Source organism: Corynebacterium sp. sy039 (assembly GCF_007904105.1).
Lineage (GTDB): Bacteria > Actinomycetota > Actinomycetes > Mycobacteriales > Mycobacteriaceae > Corynebacterium.
This window is the reverse complement of the sequence record NZ_CP042325.1, coordinates 1,916,432-1,935,688: the sequence shown is the minus strand read 5'-3', so window position 1 is coordinate 1,935,688 and position 19,257 is coordinate 1,916,432. Positions and strand designations below refer to the sequence as shown.

General features: G+C 47.6%; 17 protein-coding genes and 2 tRNA genes. 13 read left to right on the top strand and 6 right to left on the bottom strand.

What is annotated here, in order from left to right:
- The first annotated feature begins 11 nt into the window (after positions 1-11).
- The 5 genes from FQV43_RS08685 (at position 12) to rplL (ending at position 4,930) form a co-directional block, all read left to right on the top strand.
- Positions 12-830, top strand: a complete 819-nt coding sequence (locus tag FQV43_RS08685) for a universal stress protein (RefSeq protein ID WP_146340035.1) — start codon at positions 12-14, stop codon at positions 828-830.
- 2 nt (positions 831-832) lie between these two features.
- Positions 833-2,398: an APC family permease gene (locus FQV43_RS08680; RefSeq protein WP_146340033.1), complete on the top strand. Its 1,566-nt coding sequence runs from the start codon at positions 833-835 to the stop codon at positions 2,396-2,398.
- Positions 2,399-2,407: 9 nt separating this feature from the next.
- Positions 2,408-3,631 (top strand): aromatic amino acid transport family protein, encoded by a 1,224-nt coding sequence (locus FQV43_RS08675; protein ID WP_144275362.1) that lies wholly within the window; start codon positions 2,408-2,410, stop codon positions 3,629-3,631.
- 281 nt (positions 3,632-3,912) lie between these two features.
- On the top strand, positions 3,913-4,428 hold the full coding sequence (gene rplJ / locus FQV43_RS08670) for a 50S ribosomal protein L10 (protein ID WP_144275364.1): 516 nt from the start codon (positions 3,913-3,915) through the stop codon (positions 4,426-4,428).
- 115 nt (positions 4,429-4,543) lie between these two features.
- Positions 4,544-4,930 (top strand): 50S ribosomal protein L7/L12, encoded by a 387-nt coding sequence (gene rplL / locus FQV43_RS08665; RefSeq protein ID WP_144275366.1) that lies wholly within the window; start codon positions 4,544-4,546, stop codon positions 4,928-4,930.
- Between the two features lie 173 nt (positions 4,931-5,103).
- On the opposite strand, the gene FQV43_RS08660 is transcribed toward rplL, so the two are convergent.
- The 4 genes from FQV43_RS08660 to gltX form a co-directional block, all read right to left on the bottom strand.
- Positions 5,104-5,179, bottom strand: a tRNA-Glu gene (locus tag FQV43_RS08660).
- 43 nt (positions 5,180-5,222) lie between these two features.
- Positions 5,223-5,294: transfer RNA gene (locus tag FQV43_RS08655), tRNA-Gln, on the bottom strand.
- A 142-nt stretch (positions 5,295-5,436) separates the two neighbouring features.
- On the bottom strand, positions 5,437-6,450 hold the full coding sequence (locus FQV43_RS08650) for a PHB depolymerase family esterase (protein WP_146340031.1): 1,014 nt from the start codon (positions 6,448-6,450) through the stop codon (positions 5,437-5,439).
- Positions 6,451-6,504: 54 nt separating this feature from the next.
- Positions 6,505-7,983: a glutamate--tRNA ligase gene (gene gltX / locus FQV43_RS08645; RefSeq protein ID WP_144275370.1), complete on the bottom strand. Its 1,479-nt coding sequence runs from the start codon at positions 7,981-7,983 to the stop codon at positions 6,505-6,507.
- Between the two features lie 120 nt (positions 7,984-8,103).
- Between gltX and FQV43_RS08640 the strand changes: the two genes are divergently transcribed.
- Genes FQV43_RS08640 through FQV43_RS08630 form a run of 3 tightly spaced genes read left to right on the top strand, consistent with a single transcriptional unit; the run spans position 8,104 to position 11,033 of the window.
- Positions 8,104-9,222 (top strand): isochorismate synthase MenF, encoded by a 1,119-nt coding sequence (locus FQV43_RS08640; protein ID WP_144275372.1) that lies wholly within the window; start codon positions 8,104-8,106, stop codon positions 9,220-9,222.
- Positions 9,223-9,238: 16 nt separating this feature from the next.
- Positions 9,239-10,009: a hypothetical protein gene (locus FQV43_RS08635; protein ID WP_146340029.1), complete on the top strand. Its 771-nt coding sequence runs from the start codon at positions 9,239-9,241 to the stop codon at positions 10,007-10,009.
- Positions 10,002-11,033, top strand: a complete 1,032-nt coding sequence (locus tag FQV43_RS08630) for a PrsW family intramembrane metalloprotease (RefSeq protein WP_168195079.1) — start codon at positions 10,002-10,004, stop codon at positions 11,031-11,033. Before FQV43_RS08635 ends, FQV43_RS08630 begins: the two co-directional genes overlap by 8 nt.
- Before the next feature lie 76 nt (positions 11,034-11,109).
- Here FQV43_RS08630 and FQV43_RS08625 read toward each other — a convergent pair whose 3' ends face one another.
- Positions 11,110-11,625, bottom strand: coding sequence for a hypothetical protein (locus FQV43_RS08625; RefSeq protein WP_146340025.1), 516 nt, complete (start codon positions 11,623-11,625; stop codon positions 11,110-11,112).
- A 236-nt stretch (positions 11,626-11,861) separates the two neighbouring features.
- Between FQV43_RS08625 and FQV43_RS08620 the strand changes: the two genes are divergently transcribed.
- A complete protein-coding gene (locus FQV43_RS08620) occupies positions 11,862-13,004 on the top strand; it encodes an ATP-binding protein (protein WP_146340023.1) in 1,143 nt (380 codons plus the stop codon).
- A 9-nt stretch (positions 13,005-13,013) separates the two neighbouring features.
- On the opposite strand, the gene FQV43_RS08615 is transcribed toward FQV43_RS08620, so the two are convergent.
- Positions 13,014-14,123, bottom strand: coding sequence for a glycerophosphodiester phosphodiesterase family protein (locus tag FQV43_RS08615; RefSeq protein WP_246846908.1), 1,110 nt, complete (start codon positions 14,121-14,123; stop codon positions 13,014-13,016).
- A gap of 509 nt (positions 14,124-14,632) precedes the next feature.
- Between FQV43_RS08615 and FQV43_RS08610 the strand changes: the two genes are divergently transcribed.
- From FQV43_RS08610 to FQV43_RS08595, 4 genes are all read left to right on the top strand, one after another.
- Positions 14,633-16,066: a hypothetical protein gene (locus FQV43_RS08610; RefSeq protein WP_146340021.1), complete on the top strand. Its 1,434-nt coding sequence runs from the start codon at positions 14,633-14,635 to the stop codon at positions 16,064-16,066.
- 269 nt (positions 16,067-16,335) lie between these two features.
- Complete coding sequence (locus FQV43_RS08605; protein ID WP_146340019.1) at positions 16,336-16,650, top strand: hypothetical protein; 315 nt, start codon at positions 16,336-16,338, stop codon at positions 16,648-16,650.
- Between the two features lie 13 nt (positions 16,651-16,663).
- On the top strand, positions 16,664-17,113 hold the full coding sequence (locus FQV43_RS08600) for a hypothetical protein (protein WP_146340017.1): 450 nt from the start codon (positions 16,664-16,666) through the stop codon (positions 17,111-17,113).
- Positions 17,114-17,402: 289 nt separating this feature from the next.
- Positions 17,403-18,968, top strand: coding sequence for a hypothetical protein (locus FQV43_RS08595; RefSeq protein WP_146340015.1), 1,566 nt, complete (start codon positions 17,403-17,405; stop codon positions 18,966-18,968).
- Positions 18,969-19,257 lie beyond the last annotated feature (289 nt).

The following is a 19,257-nucleotide window of genomic DNA, read 5'->3' as shown; positions in this document are numbered from 1 at the left end:
GCGGGAGAAGAATGATGAAATTAGTCATCGGCTATCAGGCAACTCCGCAAGGTATTGATGCCCTTGCATTAGGGGTGGATTTAGCGCGAATCCTTAATGCGGAGTTAGAGATCATTATTGTACTGCGACGTTCTGATAATTTCTCTTATGAATATCCACCCACAGGAACTAGCGAAGATATCTTACTTAATCAGGCTTTTTCTTGGTTACATGGCGCCATCGAACAGATACCTCATGATGTGAAAGCTAGTGGAAAAGTATTTTCCGATACCAATACTGCTCAGGGGCTAGAACGAGCCGCTGGGCAATTAGGTGCTTCACTCATTGTGGTAGGTGGTTCTTCTGCGAGTCCCTTAAAACGACATAGGTTAGGAACAATTGCGCACGACTTATTATTTGGGGCGCATTTTCCTATCGCGCTAGCACCACGAGGTTATAGCTCTACACCGATACAACGTCTCAACTGTGCAGTAGGGCTACGGCCTGGAGCTGGCAGTCTTGTTGGCTTAGGAGTACGACTTTCTCGACGTGCAAATCTTCCGTTGAGATTCATTGCATTTCTTGGCAAAGAATCAGAGGGCAATTCAGATACTGTTCTTCATGCTCGGGAAAATGTGCAGAAATTATTAACAGAAGAACAGGAATCTTCCACAGGAAAAGACCTGGTTATCGTCGAAAAGCTAGAAAAAGCTACCTGGGAACAAGGCGACATCGTTTTCATTGGATCATCACGAGTAGCAGAGAAGAATTCTGTGTTTGCGGGTTCTTTTGCCATGCGACTATTGCGTGAATTGACGTTACCGCTGATTGTGGTGCCGAGGGGTGAGTAATCATGGAAAGTGGGCAACAGTCAAAGGGCTTACAAGCGGGCAGTGTGGGGTTAATCGGTGCCGTGGTGATCGGGCTAAGCTGTATTGCCCCAGCATATACGCTTTCTGGTGGGCTTGGTCCGACAGTTAGTGCCGTCGGAGAGCATATGCCAGCTATTTTTCTAGTGAGTTTTATCCCGATGCTTTTGGTCGCGTTAGGCTATAAGGAACTCAACGAGGATATGCCCGATTCTGGAACAACTTTTACGTGGGTGACCAGAGCTTTTGGTCCCGTCATGGGTTGGCTTGGCGGGTGGGGACTACTGGCAGCAACGATTCTCGTTTTATCTAATCTGGCTGGAATTGGCGTAGATTTTTTCTACCTACTTCTTGCGCAACTCTGTCACAAACCACAACTGGCGCAGTTGAGTGATAATACAGCAGTCAATATCGCTACGTGTTTTGTATTCATGGCTCTAGCTACGTTGATCTCTTACCGAGGCGTGGATACCACGAAAACTGTGCAATTCATTTTGGTCAGTTTCCAGGTCATAGCATTGGTACTCTTTGGTGCAATGGCGTTATGGCGAGTGCATAGGGGTGAGGCGTTTGATCCGACTCCTATCTCCTTGCAGTGGTTCAATCCTTTTGGCGTAAGTAGTTTCTCAGCTTTTGCTGCTGGAGTATCATTATCGGTTTTTATTTACTGGGGCTGGGATGTCGTACTCACCCTTAGCGAAGAAACCAAAGGTACACACGCTACTCCAGGTAAAGCCGCAACTGTGACCATTGTGGTTATCGTCGTGCTCTACCAATTTGTTGCCATTTCTGCACTGAGCTTTTCTGGAACTTCGACGGGGGAATTTGGGCTAGGAAATGCAGATATACAAGAAAATATCTTTGCGGCTTTAGCCACTCCTGTGATGGGACCTGCGGCAATTCTCATTTCACTTACAGTTTTGGTGTCTTGTGCTGCGTCGCTGCAATCTACGATTATCGGTCCTGCACGAACCATGCTTGCCATGGGTTTTTATGGTGCGCTGCCAAAGAGATTTGCGCATATTTCACCTCGCTATCAATCACCGGGCTTTGCGACGATTGCTGCAACAAGTATTTCTTTCCTTTTCTATGCAGTGATGCGCGTGGTGAGTGAAGCAGCTTTATGGGACACAATTACCGCACTGGGCATGATGGTGTGTTTTTACTATGGCATTACTGCTTTTGCCTGTGTGTGGTACTTCCGAAATCATGCTTTTGATTCTCTCAAACACAGTGTCACTAGATTTTTCGCTCCGCTCATTGGCGGCACACTGTTATTGATTTTCTTTATCCAAACCTCTTACGACTCTATGGACCCAAGTTATGGGTCAGGCAGTCAGATCTTTGGCGTTAGTTTGGTCTTCATTTTGGGTATGACAGTGCTTGGTTCTGGTGTGATCGTCATGTTGATTACCAGGTGGAAATCGCCGGAGTTCTTTCGCAGTCAAACCTTGTGTAAAGCCACACCAGCTAGTCCTTTGACCAGAATCGACGCACACCAGACCCTAGAGCCAGAGCACAGTAATAATTCTCAACTTCTCGATTTTTAAGGAACCCCTATGACAACACGCAACACTACACAAGAAACTCAAGCAGTATCCGAAGCACCAGCGCTAACGGTGGTGCAAGGTGTCTCGCTTATCTTTGGTACGAATATCGGCGCTGGTATTTTGAGTTTGCCTTATGCAGCTCGCCATGGTGGGTTTCTTGCATTGTGCTTGGCGCTCATCATTGCTGGAGTGCTCACCACGTTTTCTATGATGTATGTGGCGGAGGTGTCTGGGCGCACGAGGGAGCCATTGCAGCTATCGGGTTTGGCACAGAAATATCTAGGCAATTGGGGAAAATGGTTGGTTTTTGTTGCCATTATGATCAATAGTGTGGGTGCTCTTGTCGCTTATGCGGCTGGTTCCGGGACACTGTTGGCAAATTTGTTGCATATTCCGGAGTTGTTGGGAACGCTGTTGTTTTTTGCTCTGGGTAGTTTTGTGATGTGGAAAGGATTACACGCGACGGGGTTCTTAGAGGGCGTGATTACGTGTGGCATGGCTGCGATCATTATCATTTTGAGCGCGTGGACGCTGCTTGGTCCTGGTATTGATCTCAGTAATCTGCTTGTGTTTCATCCTTTTTATGTGGTGCCGATTATGAACTTGGCGGTTTTTACTTTCATGGCTCAGTATGTGGTCCCAGAGTTGGTTCGTGGTATGGATCCGGCACAGAAGAAAGCGATTCCGCAGTCAATAATTGCTGGTATGTCTATTACTGGTTTTACCTTGGCTTTGGTTCCTTTTGTGGCCTTGGGACTATTGGGCACTGATGTGAGTGAGGTGGTGACGCTTTCTTGGGGTGAGTCTTTGGGTTCTGCCGCATTTTACTTGGCGAATATCTTTGCGTTGTGTGCCATGTTCACCTCGTTTATTGCTATTGGTTATACTGCGATGCGCAATGTGTTGGATACGTTCCATTGGCATCATAGTGGGCTGCAGCGTGTGTATGCGTTGGTGGTGACCGTCGTTCCGCCATTGGTGATTTCTCTTGCTGGTTTGGGTGGCTTTGCCGACGCACTGGGATACGCTGGTGGTTTCTCGGGTTTGATTATGTCTGTTGTTCCTGTGTTGCTCTTGCACGCGGCTCGACGTACTGGAGAAGTTGAACCATTGTGGCAGGTGAGTTGGCAGGGGCATAGGAGTGTTCAGGTGGTGCTGATTGTGGTGTATGTTGCTGCTTTTGGGTATTCTCTAGCGTCGCTATTCCATATTTTGCCTAGTGGTTGGGCATAGTTTTGTATTCTGCATAGTCCTATGCTAAGTTTCCTAGAGAAGTTTGATGAAAGTGCTTTTCTTAAAAAGCCTGTACTCAAGTTTCACCGAAGACCGTCGGTTAGCTTTTTAGCTCGAAGGTATCCAAGAAATTGGATCAGCCCACGCAGGAGTCACTTAGAGTTCACCTCCTTTCGGAGATGTGTGCCCTGTGCTCTTGCACGGGGTTTTTGTTATGTATAAGCATTGCAGAAGCCTCGGCGGATCAATATCCGAACGTACATGAGGAAGGAGGCGAAGTAATGGCAAATCCGAAGAACGAATCATCTTTGGCTGAGCTTAAGCAGCGTTTCGCAGAGACTAATGCTTTTCTGCTCACCGAATACCGTGGTTTGACTGTAGCTCAGACTACTGAGTTGCGTCGTGCTCTCGGTGCTGATGTCCAGTACTCCGTCGCCAAGAACACTCTTCTTAAGCTGGCTGCAAAAGATGCTGGCGTAGAAGGTCTTGATGAGCTCCTTACCGGTCCTACTGCTGTTGCTTTCGTTAAGGGCGAGGCTGTAGATGCCGCTAAAGCAATGAAGAAGTTTGCTTCTGAAAACAAGGCTTTCGTTATTAAGGGTGGCTACATGGACGGCAATGCGCTGACCACCGCTCAGGTTGAGGCGATTGCTGAACTAGACAACCGCGAGACTACTCTTGCGAAGTTGGCTGGTGCCATGAAGGGCAACTTGGCAAAGGCTGCAGGCCTATTCAACGCTCCTGCTTCTCAGGTTGCACGCCTTGCGGCTGCACTTCAAGAGAAGAAAGAAGCATAAGATTCTTTTTCTTCCTTTGGCTATGCCAAGGGCTTAAAAGGAAACTTAAAAATTAAAAATATTTTCTGAATTGAGCCGCAACGAGGTTCAATTTATAACCGAAAGGAAAACCATTATGGCTAAGCTCACTAAAGACGAGCTCATCGAGGCTTTCAAGGAAATGACCCTTATCGAACTTTCTGAGTTCGTTAAAGAGTTCGAAGAGGTATTCGAGGTTACCGCTGCTGCTCCAGTTGCTGTTGCTGCTGCAGGCGCTGCTGGTGGCGAAGCTGCTGCTGCAGAAGAGAAGGACGAGTTCGACGTTGTTCTTGAGGATGCAGGTGCAAAGAAGATTGGCGTAATTAAGGCTGTTCGTGAGATCGTTTCCGGTCTTGGTCTTAAAGAAGCTAAGGAACTCGTTGAGGGTGCTCCTAAGGCTATCCTCGAGGGTGCATCTAAGGATGACGCTGAGGCTGCTAAGGCTAAGCTTGAAGAAGCTGGTGCAAAGGTTACCCTTAAGTAATTCTTGCCGTACGGCTTTTTATCTCATCACTCCCGTTTCCCGCGTTATGCGGGGGCGGGAGTTTTGCTTTAACCTACTCAAGGATTTCATGAGGGATTCTGGGTGCATAACTTCGGCGGTTCCGGCCAAGGCGATAGGAGAAAAGAAAAAACCGCTCATTCCTGAGCGGTTTTTGGTACCCCGTACGGGATTCGAACCCGTGTTACCGGCGTGAGAGGCCGGCGTCCTAGGCCTCTAGACGAACGGGGCATAGGACGCAATGCAGTGCATAATCTTATGCAATGAATCGCTGCTGGCCTACCAGGACTCGAACCTAGAATGACGGTACCAGAAACCGTAGTGTTGCCAATTACACCATAGGCCAAAAAGCTTTGCAGCACATAACTACAGAACACTGTTAACACAGTATGCGCGCTAAGCAACGGGAATAACTATAACCCTAACCAACTCTAATAACCAAATCGCAAGTATAACCACTTGTTCAGTGCAGTTTTAGCTGAGCGTCGTTAAGCTCGTTTAGCTAAGCGCTGCTTACTGAGGAACTCCCAAATGTACTCTGTTTCTCCGGCGTATTGTGGCCATTCGTGCTTCCCGCCAATGATTTTGAGTAGAGCAGTGTCATGTTGGCAGCCGTCGTACGTGAACGCTATATCTCGCTCGTTGAGTTTTTCTTGCCAAAACTCATCCATGCGGCACTTATTGCGTTCGGCATACATATCAGCAATCTCCTCAACCGAGAAGTAATCGTCGCCGTGACGTCTGCCGCCATTGTAATGAATGACGTCATCGTCTGTGCCATGCACTGCTAACGCTGGTATGCCTTCAGGGGTGCAATCGGCAGGATTGTACTGATAATATGCGGCAGAGACGGTGGCTATTGCGGCAAAAGTTTGCGTATCGCGGCAACCAAGCTGTGCCACTAAGCCACCACCATTAGACAAGCCAGCTGCATAAATGCGCTCATTATCCACGTTATATTCGCCAGCTAATTGACTCAGAATTTGGTGTAGAAAAGAAATATCCTCATCGACGGTGGTGACAGAATAAGGCGCACTTGCCCACGACTCATCAATTCCAAGGGGCAGAACAATCAAGGCCTCTTGTCCGGCATTTCCCTTAAAAATATCGCCCTCGACGAAAGTCTTTGGGGTTGACTTCCAGCCATGAAGGACAAAAAATACTGGGGTTTTCTTAGGGGAGTGCAGATCATAATGGGTAGGGACTGATACGTAGTATTGTCGCTCGGTACCAGTTGCTGTCACTAAAGATAACTGCCGCATTTCCCCTGGCAGAACTGAAGGGTTAGGCGGGAACTTCCGAGCCTGTGTCGTGGCGTTGCCATTATCATGTTCCTGAGAACTCTGCGCAGTAGTTGATGCCGAGCGAGACGCGCTAATCGTCTCAAAGAGAATCAAAGACACTGAAGCGCTAAGAATACCTATGAACAGTGCATAGAGACGATAACGGCGTGGCTTAGTCCGACGATACGGGCTAGGGTGCCTACGCCTACGCTTGTGCAACGTGGCCTTGGACGTTTTAATGACCTACTCCTTTTAATCCGATTCTCTCAAAGGCTATTCAGCGCTAAAAGGAGTCTGTGCCAAAGCAGCTTTGAGGCGAGCCAGTGTTGATTCACGCCCCAATAATTCCATCGACTCGAATAGTGGTGGGGAAATAGCTTGCCCAGAAATACCCACGCGCAGTGCGCCATAGGCAAGACGTGGTTTGAGCTCAAGATCATGAATAAGCGCTTGCGATAATGCAGCTTCAATCGACGCAGTATCCCAGGTTTCGAGTTTTTCCAGGGTCGCAATTCCTACTTCTAGCGGCTGGATAGCACTCTCTTTGAGATTTTTCCGTGCTGATTTTTCGTCGAGAGTAAGCTCGTCGTCCTCAGTGACTAAGAACGCAAGCAGATCCCATGCCTCGGACAAAGTTTTAATGCGAGTTTGGACCAATTCGGCAGCAAAAGCAAACTTATCTTCTGGATAATCTGCAGGGAACTCAGTGTACTGCGTTAAATACTCGCGCAACCGGGTGCAGAACTCTTGGGGGTCGAGCAGACGGATATGATCTGCGTTAATCGCCTCTAGTTTCTTTTGGTCAAAGCGCGCTGGATTAGCAAGAACATTGACCACATCGAAATGGGAAACAAGCTCGGCAACAGAGAAAATATCCTTTTCAGACGATAATGACCAGCCCAATAAAGCGAGGTAGTTGAGCATTCCTTCTGGAATGATTCCCTTGTCGCGGTGGTGGAAGAGATTGGACTGTGGGTCACGCTTGGATAATTTTTTATTTCCCTCGCCCATCACGAAAGGCAAGTGCCCGAACTCGGGAGTGTGCTTAGCTACTCCAATAGCTTTAAGAGCCTCATAGAGTGCTAATTGACGTGGGGTAGAAGGCAGCAGATCCTCACCGCGTAGCACATGGGTAATACCCATGAGTGCGTCATCGACTGGATTGACCAAGGTATACAGAGGTGCGCCGTTAGAACGCGCGACGACGAAATCTGGTTGGGTGCTTGCCTTAAACTCAATGTCGCCTCGAACAAGGTCTGTCCACTTCCAGTCATGGTCAGGCATACGCAAACGCCATACCGGGGTGCGTCCTTGCGCCTCAAAAGCTGCAATTTGCTCTGGGCTAAGGTCACGGTCATAGTTGTCATACCCAAGTTTAGGGTCGCGTCCTGCGGCTTTGTGGCGTTCTTCTACTTCTTGTGCGGTGGAGTAAGCAGGGTAAACATATCCGCCTGCTTTGAGTTTTTCTAATACATCCGCATAAATATCCATGCGTTGGCTTTGGCGGTAAGGCTCATGTGGTCCGCCTTTGACAACACCCTCATCCCAATCCATACCGAGCCATACGAGTGAGTCAATAATTGCTTGATAGGATTCTTCCGAGTCGCGTGCTGCGTCGGTATCTTCAATGCGGAAAATGAGTTTTCCGCCAGTGTGGCGGGCGTATGCCCAGTTGAACAGGGCAGTGCGAACCATACCGACGTGTGGGGTTCCGGTTGGGGAAGGGCAAAAACGAACTCGTACTTCAGACATAGGTTCTATGGTAAACCACTCCTTGCTTTTGGGTGCGATTACTCTCCCTAATTGCTCCTAGGTTCATCAACTGTTAGAATTTCTAAGGTTTAGCGTTGTTTATTGATAAATTGGAATCCTATGTCTCATTATCGTCCTGATTCGGCTCCTGACTTTCTCCTGTCACGTGCGCATGGATCAGTTCGTACTCAAGGCGCTAAAGAAACTTTCGACGACCTCGACGCTGCTATTAAGAAACTTCATGATAATCCAGAAGAGATGGTCGTCGGCGCGCTGCCTTTTCGCAGAGATCATAAACCAGCACTGACTGTTCCCCAATCCATTATTCGGGAACCAGGGGCATTAGAGCCACACTCATATTATCGTGTGGGGGCGGGAGCGCAGCTCAATGCGTCTTTGCTGTCTCTTGATCCTTCTCTGGAGGAGCATACGGACAGGATTGCGGCTGCAATTGGTACCATTGAAGATTCCCAACTGAAAAAGGTGGTTCTTGCCCGCTCGGTAGAAATTGGTTTTGATCCTGCGGTTGATCCGCGTTTGATTGCTGCGAAACTTATTGATCTTTCTGCTGCTAGAGATGGTTTTATTGCTGACCTTAGCCCTGCTGGAGAAGATTTTGTGGGAGCAATGCTCGTGGGTTCTTCCCCAGAGGTATTGGTTCGCAAGCAAGGTGCCACGATTAGGAGTTTTCCGCTTGCCGGTTCCGCTGCCCGGCACAGCGATCCGCATCTTGACCAGGCTCAAGCTGAGTTATTGCTTAACAGTAGCAAAGATAATGATGAGCATGCTTTTGTGGTGGATCATCTCGAACGCCTGCTGCGACCATTGTGTTCCACTCTCGAGATTCCGGCACAACCGCAGTTGATTCGGACAAATGAGGTGTGGCATTTGGCAACCCCGATCGTCGGCAAGCTCAAAAATGAACACACAACTGCACTCGAATTAGCTGCATGGTTACACCCGACGCCTGCTATTTGCGGTACGCCTACCGACGCCGCGGAGGAGGTTATCGCTCTTGCAGAAGGCGATCGACGCTTCTATGCTGGCGCTGTTGGATGGGCAGATGGGCAAGGTAATGGCGAGTATATGGTGGCGATTCGCTGTGCTGAGGTATCGGCTTGTGGTACGAAAGCGCGAGCCTGGGCAGGCGGTGGAATCGTAGCGCAATCCCGCCCTGAAGATGAAGTTGCCGAGACTTCTGCAAAATTAAAAACAATCATGACTGCATTGGGGCTCTAAGGTGTAGAGTAGGCTCATGCCTTCATATCGTTTTCACCCTGAAATTAAATTAAAGCATTGGCTGATAGTGCTTGGCGCTGTAGTCGTTGCTTTTGCGCTGCCAGCAGTGATTAATCCTTTTGTTCCTGTGATTGCAGGGAAAAACGAAGCGGTGATGTACCGGGATAGCCTAAGCGGTTGGGAATTTCCCATTGAGGACAGAAACGGAAAGGCTTTAGAATGCACCGCTACGTTAAGTTTGAGCATAGGTAAGCAATATGATTGCCCTGGTGCGTATATTACGCTTACGGCTTTGGGGGATGTAGAAGATGCAGAGCGTAGTCTGGTGAGGATGTTACGGGCGGAGGGGGTGCCCGCTGATAGTGCGAGGGAAAACATTGTGAATAGTGGGGATATTTATTTCACGATTCCGACTCGCAAAGTTATTGGTTTGCTCCTGGAAAATCAAGATAAATATGAGGGAAATGCTGTTTTTGCTGTGATAAGGGCCAAAGGGAAAGCAAATAAAAAGGCAGTTCAGGCTTTGTTTTCAGTCTATGATAGTTTCCTTAAAGAGGCAGGCGAATCAATACCTGTCGCAACAGAGCTTGATGAGGAGTTGCTCATTACTTCTTTAGCGGGCGCATATCGCGAGTGTGGCTGTGGGGCACAATTAGAAGACACACAATACCCGCAAGAATTAGAAGAATTAACAGATCAACAGCGAAACTTTGAGGAAGAACTCCGCCATCTCGACGAGGTCCTAGGGTATCGCGATGAGCAGGAACAGGAGTACGAAAGTGTCTAATCCTATTAACTCTCCTAGTAATCCTCCTATTGCCCCGCATATGACCTATTCTGATTTTTCGCTTTATTCTGCAGCACCTGCTGTTTTTAGGACACAGCGAAAAAGCATAGCTACACAAGTGATCATGTGGACTTTCATTGTCATAGGAGTGCTTGTGTGTATTCCTGCCGTGGGCTTTAGTTTTATTCCTGTGCCAAGCACTTTTTTGCTCAGTATGCTATTTGCCGTGGTACTCTTTGCTGCCATTTTTTGCATTCTGAGATTCTCTAGGCTGTGGCCGAAAGGGAAAGGGCGGGGTTGGCTTTTTGCGGCACTACTATGGGGTGGGGCGTTTAGCACGGTAGTCCCACTTTTTATTGCTCAACCGATTATAGATTTGTGCGCAAAGACGAGGTTATTTGCGTTAGCTGCTTCTTTTGGCGGCGCATATCCTGAGGAGATTCTTAAAGGTATGGGCGTGCTTTTCATATTATGGCTATTCCGATACCTTGATAGACCTTGGCATGGTTTTGTGGTAGGCGCACTTGTCGGTTTGGGTTTTGAGGTGGTCGAGAACATTCTCTATGGAGCTCAGGGAGCTTTATTTGATCCCAATAGTGATATTGCAGGAGTAACTCAATCCTGGTTTACTCGAACTATTTTTGGCTTCGGCTTGCATCCTATTTTTACTGGTTGTACTGGTTATGGACTAGGACACGCTCTTTTGCGTGCAGGATGGTCCAAGAAGAAACGAATACTAATCGCCACGTCGTGGTTTATGCTTGGTTTTGGGCTGCACTTTGCGTGGAATATCGCTTTGGATAGTGAAGTCATGATGATTGTGGTACATATTGTGCTTTTAGTTCTTGCCTATGCAATTTTCCTTTATTGCTATATTCGTAGCCATCTGGCAGCAAAGAACGCCCCAGGGGTAATCCACACGGCTGTACCATTACGTGCTGCAGATCAACTACTATCTGCACCTCCAACCCCTCATGGAGTACCCATGGTATCTGTGTATAATCATCAACCTGAGCAGGTGTGATAGCAGACTGGAGGATTGCGCTCATGCGTGGTCTGCTGTGTTTGATCCTGGGGATAAGCTAATGATAATTAGTGATTCAGCTTTGGTTGACATCTGGGTTGTGGTAGCCGCGGCTTTTGGCAGTAGCAATCCAGGTATGTTCATCATAAAAATGGCATATCAGTTCGCGCAGTGTGTGCTGCGCATCAAGGCAAGCCCTGGAACCTAAAACCTGGATTTGATATTGCATTTCATACAAAAATACTTCTAAATCTGGAGTTAACTCCGCATGATTTCTGGCTTTATCGAATAACGCATCCACTTCTTTGCTCCCCAAGGGTTTAGCTAATTCTTTCTTCTCCAATTCTTTTGATAATGCCACTGAGGAGGAGTGCGTCTGCTGTTTTTGGTATATTCGCTGAGTCATGCTGGTGAGATGAAAATCTTTACAAGCATGGCATTTGTATATCCGAACTGGCATTTTTCTTCTGCCAGCTACAATAGGAGACACAGCTTTAATCCGCGACATAATCGTCATGGCAGAAATCCAATTCGCATAACGACGCTTACCAGTAGCTTCACATATCCCATGTGTTTTGCTGAGACTAGACACCTGTTTATTTCCTTTGCGCTGTACTTTTATTCCTACTTTGTTTGTAGCGAGCAGTATAAAAGATAGTGGCGACATGGAAGATTATAGATGGTTTAAGCATTCTAGCTGTGGTTTTTCATCTTATGGGTGCGGAACACGATTATCCCCCTTTGTTCATAAAGTTCATAAAATAAACAAATTACATAAACTACATAAATTAAATAGCGATACACAAGTGCTTTGATTACACTGAGTGCATGGAGAGAATGCGTAATCCGTTTAGAGCTACTTTTGGTACCACACCACCATTATTGGTAGGACGTGATGTCCTTATTAAGGATTTCGGTTTTGCTCTCGATAATGGTCCTGGCACTCATGAACGTACCTCATTAATTATTGGTGCGCGCGGAATCGGAAAGACAGTGCTCCTCAATGCATTTAAGGACTGCGCTGAGCAACGTGGTTGGCGCATTATTGATGAGACTGCAACACCAGGTTTTGTAGATCGCATTCGGGATCGAATCATCAAAATTTTGGCTTCTGATAAGAAGACACTTACTGGCTTAAATCTTACGATTTTTAATCTAGGTTTGGGGCTTAATTGGGAAACACGTGCATTGCACGAAACTACATATACCTTGCGAGATGCTATAGAAGATTTGTTGGTATATCAGCACAGTATTGATAAGAAAATGAAACAAGAACCCACCGGATTGCTGATTACTCTCGACGAAATACATCATCTACGCAGGGATGAGGTATTTGACTTTAGTACAACTATTCAGCATATTATGCGTAGAGAAGGCGAAATTGCAGTAGCAATGGCTGGGATACCCTCTGCAATCAGACCATTGTTGGCTAGTGATAATGATGCAAACCCAGTTACTTTTTTGCGCAGAGCCAATCGCATTGTTTTGGAAAAAGTTTCCGATGCGGAAGTTCGTGTTGCGTTAAATGATCCTGTAAAAGAATTGGGAGTGGAATGGGATCAAACCGCACTTAAATATGCGGTGAAAGCGTGCGCAGGATATCCATTCATGATTCAACTTGTTGGACAAGCGGCGTTTCATATGCGGGAAAACCAGAGCATATCGGTGGAAGCTGCTGAGCAAAGTATCCAGAGGGCGCGTCGTAAGTTGGGGCAACTTGTGCACGAGCCAGCGTTATCGGATCTTTCGTATACTGACCGTGCTTTTTTAGCGTGCATGGCACAAGATGATGGTCCATCACAGCTCACAGATATTGCGCAGAGGTTAGGGAAAACTGCTCAGTACATCAGTAACTACCGTCGTCGCCTGATCAATGCTGAGATGATAACGCCAACCGCAAATAAAGGAGAGATCGACTTTAGCTTGCCTTATTTACGAGATTATCTTCGTGAATATGCTGTCGATCTCTGAGTATAAAACCTACTTATACTCCACGCCTTTTTCGTCCAGAATCTTCTTGAGCTTGGATGGATAATCAGTGATAATGCCGTCGACACCAGCGTCGATCTGCTCTCGCATTGTTGCTTCATCATTGATTGTCCACGGGATTACTCGCAAGCCAGCCTCGTGCGCTTTGCGCATAAACTCTGGTGTCGCCACAGGGTGATAGTCTTTATCGCCGGCGGCTGCGTCATAAGGAACCGCAAAACCAGGGGACAGGATCTGTACGTCGAGCTGCTTGGCGGCTGCAATGACATCGCCTTTTACAGCGTCATAATCTACGGAACCGGTCCATGCGGAACCAGACTTCCAGGTGGTTTCGTCCCAGAGTAGTGCCAATGGAATCTCAGGGGCTTGTTCACGGAAGAGCGGGAAAATGCTCCAGTCGAAGGACTGAATTGTGGTGCGATCTGCCATACCAGACGCATTGATCGCGCCCAGCATTGCGCTAACAATTTCTGGGTTTGGTTTGTTGGTGCCTGGTTTTTCCACGGCTACCTTTGCCTCGACATTAAAATACGCGTCGGTACCAGCATAGATGTCATAGAGCTCACTGAGCTGAATGAGCTTTGTGCCCTGTTCATGTTTTGCTTCTGGGAACTTCTCGAGTGCTTTGTTGCAGTCGAGGGTTTGCAATTGTGCCCAAGACAGATCTTTAATGAGCTTGCCGACGTATGGGAACTCGGGGTCTTGCGGGGTGGCAGGTGCGGTATCTGCGCATTTTTCTGCCTGAATGTCCTCATCGTGCCATACCACTGGTACTCCGTCTTCGGAGACAAGAATGTCAAGCTCAATGGTGGTAACGCCGACATTCTTGACATTCTCAAAAGAGGTGCGTGAGTTTTCGGTCCACTCGCCTCGACCACCACGGTGTGCTTGCAAATCGAAAGTGGTAGGTAGCTTGGCGCTTGCAGCTGCGTTGCTATTGGCTGCCAGTGGTGTAGGAGCCTGGGACGTGTTCGCTGCGCTTGCTGCGGCGCTGGTTTTTTCGGCGGTGCTGTCGCTTTCACTATTGCTGCAACCACTGAGCATAAGTGCGCTGACTAGGGTTGCTGCGAGCATAGCCCGTGCTGGCAGATATTTTTTCATAGTAAGTGTTATCTTTCGCGTTAAGAATTGAAGGAAACAAAACCAAAACACTAAAAAGATACCGACTGTTTTCTTTATGCGCTCGACGGAATCCAGGTTTTCATCTTTGGTTAATGTTCTGTTTGATAAGTGGTTACACCAGCATGGGGTATAGGTTTGGAAAGGGGACGTAGAGTACTGGGTGCTTTAGGGAGAAGTCCTATTATGGTGGAAAATTATGTTGTTTGGGTTATGATGAGGGGGCTTTTAGGTTTTTCTCAGCTTTGTTTGGTTGAGGATGGCTTGGAAAGTGCTTTTTTGTTCTTTTTCCTAGGAAGAAATTGAGGAAATATGTTTTTACAACGTTTTGCTAAGCGTGCTGCGGCAGTAGTTGCCGTAAGTATGCTTGGTTCGGGTTTTCTAGCCCCCCCCCCTCAGTATTAGCCGCTAACGAAGGGGGAGGTGCTGATAATGTTCGTGGTTCGTGGGGTGGTGCGAACTGTGATACAGGTTCTACCTGTGTAAAACAGGTGGGGGATGAAACACAGGTCACGTGGCAGGTGCAGTTATCACCGTTGGCGATGTCTGAGGATCACATCCAAACCTCTCGTGGTGCGCAGATTATGATCCCATCTACGGTGAAAGATGTGTCGATTAGGTTGACGCATATGCCGGCGCAAAAATACTACTCTTCTGATAATTTTAGCTGGAGCTATGTTCCTGCAAAGATGGTGGATTACCAGGTTCCTATTGTTGATTCAATGGAGGAACTAAAGGATAACGAGACATATCATGTGTCGTCGTTTGTGAAGAATCCTGCCGGTTCGCTCGAAACTTCTGCTTCTCAAAAAGATGATGTTGATGTTTCGGCGAGAGACCCATATGGTGTTGAGTCTTCTAGTTTTGAGTATCAGCCTGATTGGGATTTCTATCAAATCGGCTTGTATGCGTTGGGTGTATTCACTTTTGAGGTCACCGGTACTGTTGAAGCAGTTGGTGAGGATACCTACATTCCGATTCGTGCGGATAATATGTTGTGGAAGTGTTCTGCTGAGGGTGGTGGACCTGGTAGTGCTGAGGAGGGGTGCCAGAATCTGAAAAATTACCCGTGGGCGCGTTCTGCTGAGTTACCTCCTGTCTCTATCCCAATGATTCCTGAGGATGAGTCTGCGTCTGAAGCTCGTAAAGCAGAAATTGTTCAGCGCAACAAAGAAATCGCCCTAGAGAATGAGAAGATTGCTGCGTTGTATGCTGAGCAAGGTACAAAGCATGGTTTGACTGGTGTAGGAACCTGTGCAGTTACTCGTGATACTGGTCGTTTTGACACGATTAGCAATGATATTGAGTCTGGTGGTGATCGCTACCGGCAGTATGCGGAGACATTTAACCTTGACTGGAATCCTGCCGTGAATTATTATGGTTCACTGCTTGGAGCTGAGGATAACTGTGATCAGGGGTTCCAGCATATTACTCTTTGTCCTGATGAGGAGACTGAGGTGCCTCCTAGTGAGGAACCTGTAGAGTCTGAGGAACCAACGCCTTCCGACGAAGAGGAGGTTGGTCCTGCTAAGCCTTCTAAGGAAACAGAGGAACCAACTCCGAGTGAGGAAACTCAGGAGCCTACTCCTTCTGAAGAACCACAGGAACCTGAGCAGGAGAAACCTGTGAAGCCGGTTGAGCGTCCTGAAGAACGTGAGGAACCGGTTAAGCCTGTTGTTCCACCGACTGTACCTGACACAGATGTTGAGGCTGAGCAGGGTGAGGTTGTTACTACAGTCGTAGAGCCTGAGGATAAGGAAGAAAAACCTGAGGACAAACCTGCCGATTCTAAACCAGAATCTAAGCCTGAACCTAAGACCGCTATCTCTGAAAGTGTGAAGGATAACGTCGCTAAGCAGGCTAAGACTGTAGCGAAGAAAGACCGTCCTAAAGTAACTACGGGTGGTCACTTGCGCGCAGCGTAATTTTTGTTTCTTAGAAATCTAAAAGTCCTAGCACCAACCAGTGCTAGGACTTTTATTTTTTGGGGATCCTGTGATTAGGATAACGCCCATGAATACAACAAAGCGGCTCATAACATTGCTGGCTAGTGCGGAGTTATGGAGTGCGCTGGGCGTGCAGCTCATTCTTTTTGCGGCTCCTCTTGCCGCAATTGCGGTTTTTGATGCCTCGGCTATGCAGGTAGCCGCCCTCAATTTAACGGAGTCGGCAGCTGCTTTGTTTTTTTGGTCTTGTGATTGCGGGTTTCGTCGACAAGCTTGGTGGTGCGCGTGCTATTACTTTTGCCAATGCTATTCGCTTATTGAGTGCAGCGATTCTGGCGTTATCTCTTGCACTGCAACCGTCTTTGCCCGTGCTTTATACGTGCTTATTCATCTTGGGTTTTTCTTCTCTGCTGGGTGAGGCGGGTGTTAATAGCGCTATTGTGGAGATCGTTGGTCGTGATGATCGCTCGCTTAACCGAGCTAATTCTTTGTTACGCAGTGCTGGGATATTGTCTGAGCTGGGCGGATTGGGGTTCGGCGGAATCTTGGTCAGTATTTTTTAGCTTTGCGACGACCATGCTCATCGGTTCTTTCAATTTTGCCTTAGCGGTCTTATGCTCTGCGATTGTGTGGTTTTCTTGGAGAAGGTCTGGGCAGAAAGAGGGGGCGACTGCCGTATCTGAGTCATATGAGCCTGGAGTGGTGCGGCAATCATTTAAGGGTTTCCGCTTTATCTTGGGGCATGACTTCCTTAAGCGCCTCACCTTCACTTCGTTCCACTTTAATTTCTTTAGCTCTATTTTCCAGGCGGGTTTTGTGGTTTATTGTGTTCGGGTTTTGGGTTTTGGTGGTTGGGAGATGGGGGTCGTCGGGGTGCTCGGTGCGCTGGGCGGGTTGCTTGGCGCAGTTGTTGCTGCCACGGAATTTGCGGTTCAGAATGCAAAGAATCTTTATATGGCAGCTATCACTGCACCTGCTTTGAGTGTGTTCATTATGCTTTTGGCTCAGCTCGCTAGCGCTGACTAACGCGTATTGCTTTGGTGGCTGTGCCTGAGTTTCTCTTTGGTCTGTGCAATCTGCTCTTGCTTGCGCAATAGTGGGTATTGCTTTTTCTGCACTGTGGATGGTGCGCCTAAAAAGTTGGCCTACTCAGGAGTGAAAATTGGGGATAGAACACCTTGGTGGGGGTGATGAGTATGGTGTGCATACGCACTTTATGGTTATGATAAGGAGGCTTTTAGGTTTTTCTCAGCCTGATGGTGCTCTCTGGTCGGGGAATACCAAGAGAGCGTAGTTTAAGAAAGAAAAGAGAAGAATGATGGTTATGCAACGCTTTGCCAAGCGCGCAGCAGCCGTGGCTGCCGCAACGGCACTTGGTGCGGGAGTTCTACTCCCCCCCCCCTCGGTATTAGCTGTGGAATCAGAAAATGTATTCGGTTCATGGGGTGGCGCGAACTGCGATAGTGGTTCCACCTGTGTAAAAGAAGTTGGTGACGACGCGGAAGTCACCTGGCAGGTGCAGATAGCACCATTGGTTCACTCGGAAGATCACATCCAGACAACTAAATCCGCGCAGATTCTACTTCCTGCAACAGTGAATGTGACGTCAATCCGTCTCACCCATATGCCTGCAGAAGCCGTTCATATTGGTGAAGCTCCCACCGCAGATATTGACTCTGTTCCAGCTAAAGAAGTGGATTATGAAGTCCCCCTCAAAGAGGCTGCTGAGCTAGACACTGCCAATGTAGAACGTGACGAAGTTACTGGCATCACCCCTTTCTATAAGTTCACCAGTGGAGACACTCTCACTTTTGAGCAAATGGGAGTAACTCCTTCTTCTTTGGATAACCAACCTGAGTGGAACTCTTACCGCATTAGCTTGGGGAATAAGCCTGGAGTCTACACTTTTGAGGTCAAAGGTACAGTTAAATCCCTTGGCGAGGACACTTATGCGCCAATCCGCGTGGAAAATATGCTGTGGAAATGCAACAATGAAAACGCATTCGGCAGTGCGGCTGAAGAGTGTACGTCCCTGAAAGAACCGAATGATATGTGGGAAAACCCGGTTTGGGCTAACACGGGAGAACTTCCTCCAGTAATGACCGAAGAACAAACTCCAGAACAACGTAAAGCGATTGTTGAGTTTTATAAGACGAATGGAATTGAGGAAGGCTCTGGACAAGGTGTCAAAGCGGGTCTCTGCGCCATAACAGAAAACACTGGCCGCTTTGACACTATCGGTCAGGATACCGAAGCTACAAGCGACCGCTATGGACAATACGTTAAAGCTTTTAACCTTGACTTGGATTCTGCCACGAATTTTTACGGTGCCCTTAATGGTGCTGAGGACAACTGTGACCAAGGCTTCCAGCACATTACCATTTGTCCTCCTGAAACCACAGTTCCGCCAACCACAGTTCCAGAAACCACAGTTCCAGAAACCACAGTTTCGGAAACAACTACAGCTGTTAGCGAAGAGTCAACCCCTAGCAAGGAAACACCTGCTAGTGATAAGCCAAATAATTCAGATCAGTCAACTACTGTGGAACCAAGCTCTAAGGTAACTACGCCTAAGCAACCTGTCCAAAGTACTGAGAATGAAAAACCAGAAGTCTCTGAGACACCTCAGCCTGAGCCTGAGGAAAGCGCGAAAAACATTGTGACGGTTATTCCAGACAATCCTGTTGTGAAGAAAGAAACTGTCGAAGCTGATAAGCCACAGCCGCAGTCACAGCCTAAGCCTCAAGGTTCTGCCACTGTTATTGCTCAAACCGTTAAGGAAAACGTCGAAAAGCATAGCAAGCAGGAAGAGAAATCTAAGGGCACTGTGAAGAAAGCACGTCCGAAGGTGACCACTGGTGGTCATTTGCGTTCTGCATAGTATGACGTAAACAAGCGTAATCCCTTATGTCCCGTTCTTGGGGGATAAGGGATTTTTGCTATTTGTGCCATGTGGGGGTATGTATTGTGCGTGGTTGTGGGTATTGTAAATATCACTTTACTTTCTTTTAGAAGTGGTATATGCTAGTCAATTGCGCTGAGGAAAGTATCCAGCTAATTTTTTGACCTTGATCGCCGTGCAAAAACGCGGATTTGACAAGGTCACTTAGTGTTATCTGGGAAAACTACCTCATAGCAGACTGGAAAATAGACAATTACCAGCGGTTTTG

Bases quoted from the DNA above. Each gene is read 5' to 3' on its own strand.
- gltX (WP_144275370.1), bottom strand. From the start codon at position 7,983: ATGTCTGAAGTACGAGTTCGTTTTTGCCCTTCCCCAACCGGAACCCCA.
- FQV43_RS08620 (WP_146340023.1), top strand. From the start codon at position 11,862: ATGGAGAGAATGCGTAATCCGTTTAGAGCTACTTTTGGTACCACACCA.
- FQV43_RS08615 (WP_246846908.1), bottom strand. From the start codon at position 14,123: ATGAAAAAATATCTGCCAGCACGGGCTATGCTCGCAGCAACCCTAGTC.
- FQV43_RS08685 (WP_146340035.1), top strand. From the start codon at position 12: ATGATGAAATTAGTCATCGGCTATCAGGCAACTCCGCAAGGTATTGAT.
- rplL (WP_144275366.1), top strand. From the start codon at position 4,544: ATGGCTAAGCTCACTAAAGACGAGCTCATCGAGGCTTTCAAGGAAATG.
- FQV43_RS08675 (WP_144275362.1), top strand. From the start codon at position 2,408: ATGACAACACGCAACACTACACAAGAAACTCAAGCAGTATCCGAAGCA.
- FQV43_RS08635 (WP_146340029.1), top strand. From the start codon at position 9,239: ATGCCTTCATATCGTTTTCACCCTGAAATTAAATTAAAGCATTGGCTG.
- FQV43_RS08640 (WP_144275372.1), top strand. From the start codon at position 8,104: ATGTCTCATTATCGTCCTGATTCGGCTCCTGACTTTCTCCTGTCACGT.
- FQV43_RS08680 (WP_146340033.1), top strand. From the start codon at position 833: ATGGAAAGTGGGCAACAGTCAAAGGGCTTACAAGCGGGCAGTGTGGGG.
- FQV43_RS08600 (WP_146340017.1), top strand. From the start codon at position 16,664: ATGCTCATCGGTTCTTTCAATTTTGCCTTAGCGGTCTTATGCTCTGCG.
- FQV43_RS08595 (WP_146340015.1), top strand. From the start codon at position 17,403: ATGATGGTTATGCAACGCTTTGCCAAGCGCGCAGCAGCCGTGGCTGCC.
- rplJ (WP_144275364.1), top strand. From the start codon at position 3,913: ATGGCAAATCCGAAGAACGAATCATCTTTGGCTGAGCTTAAGCAGCGT.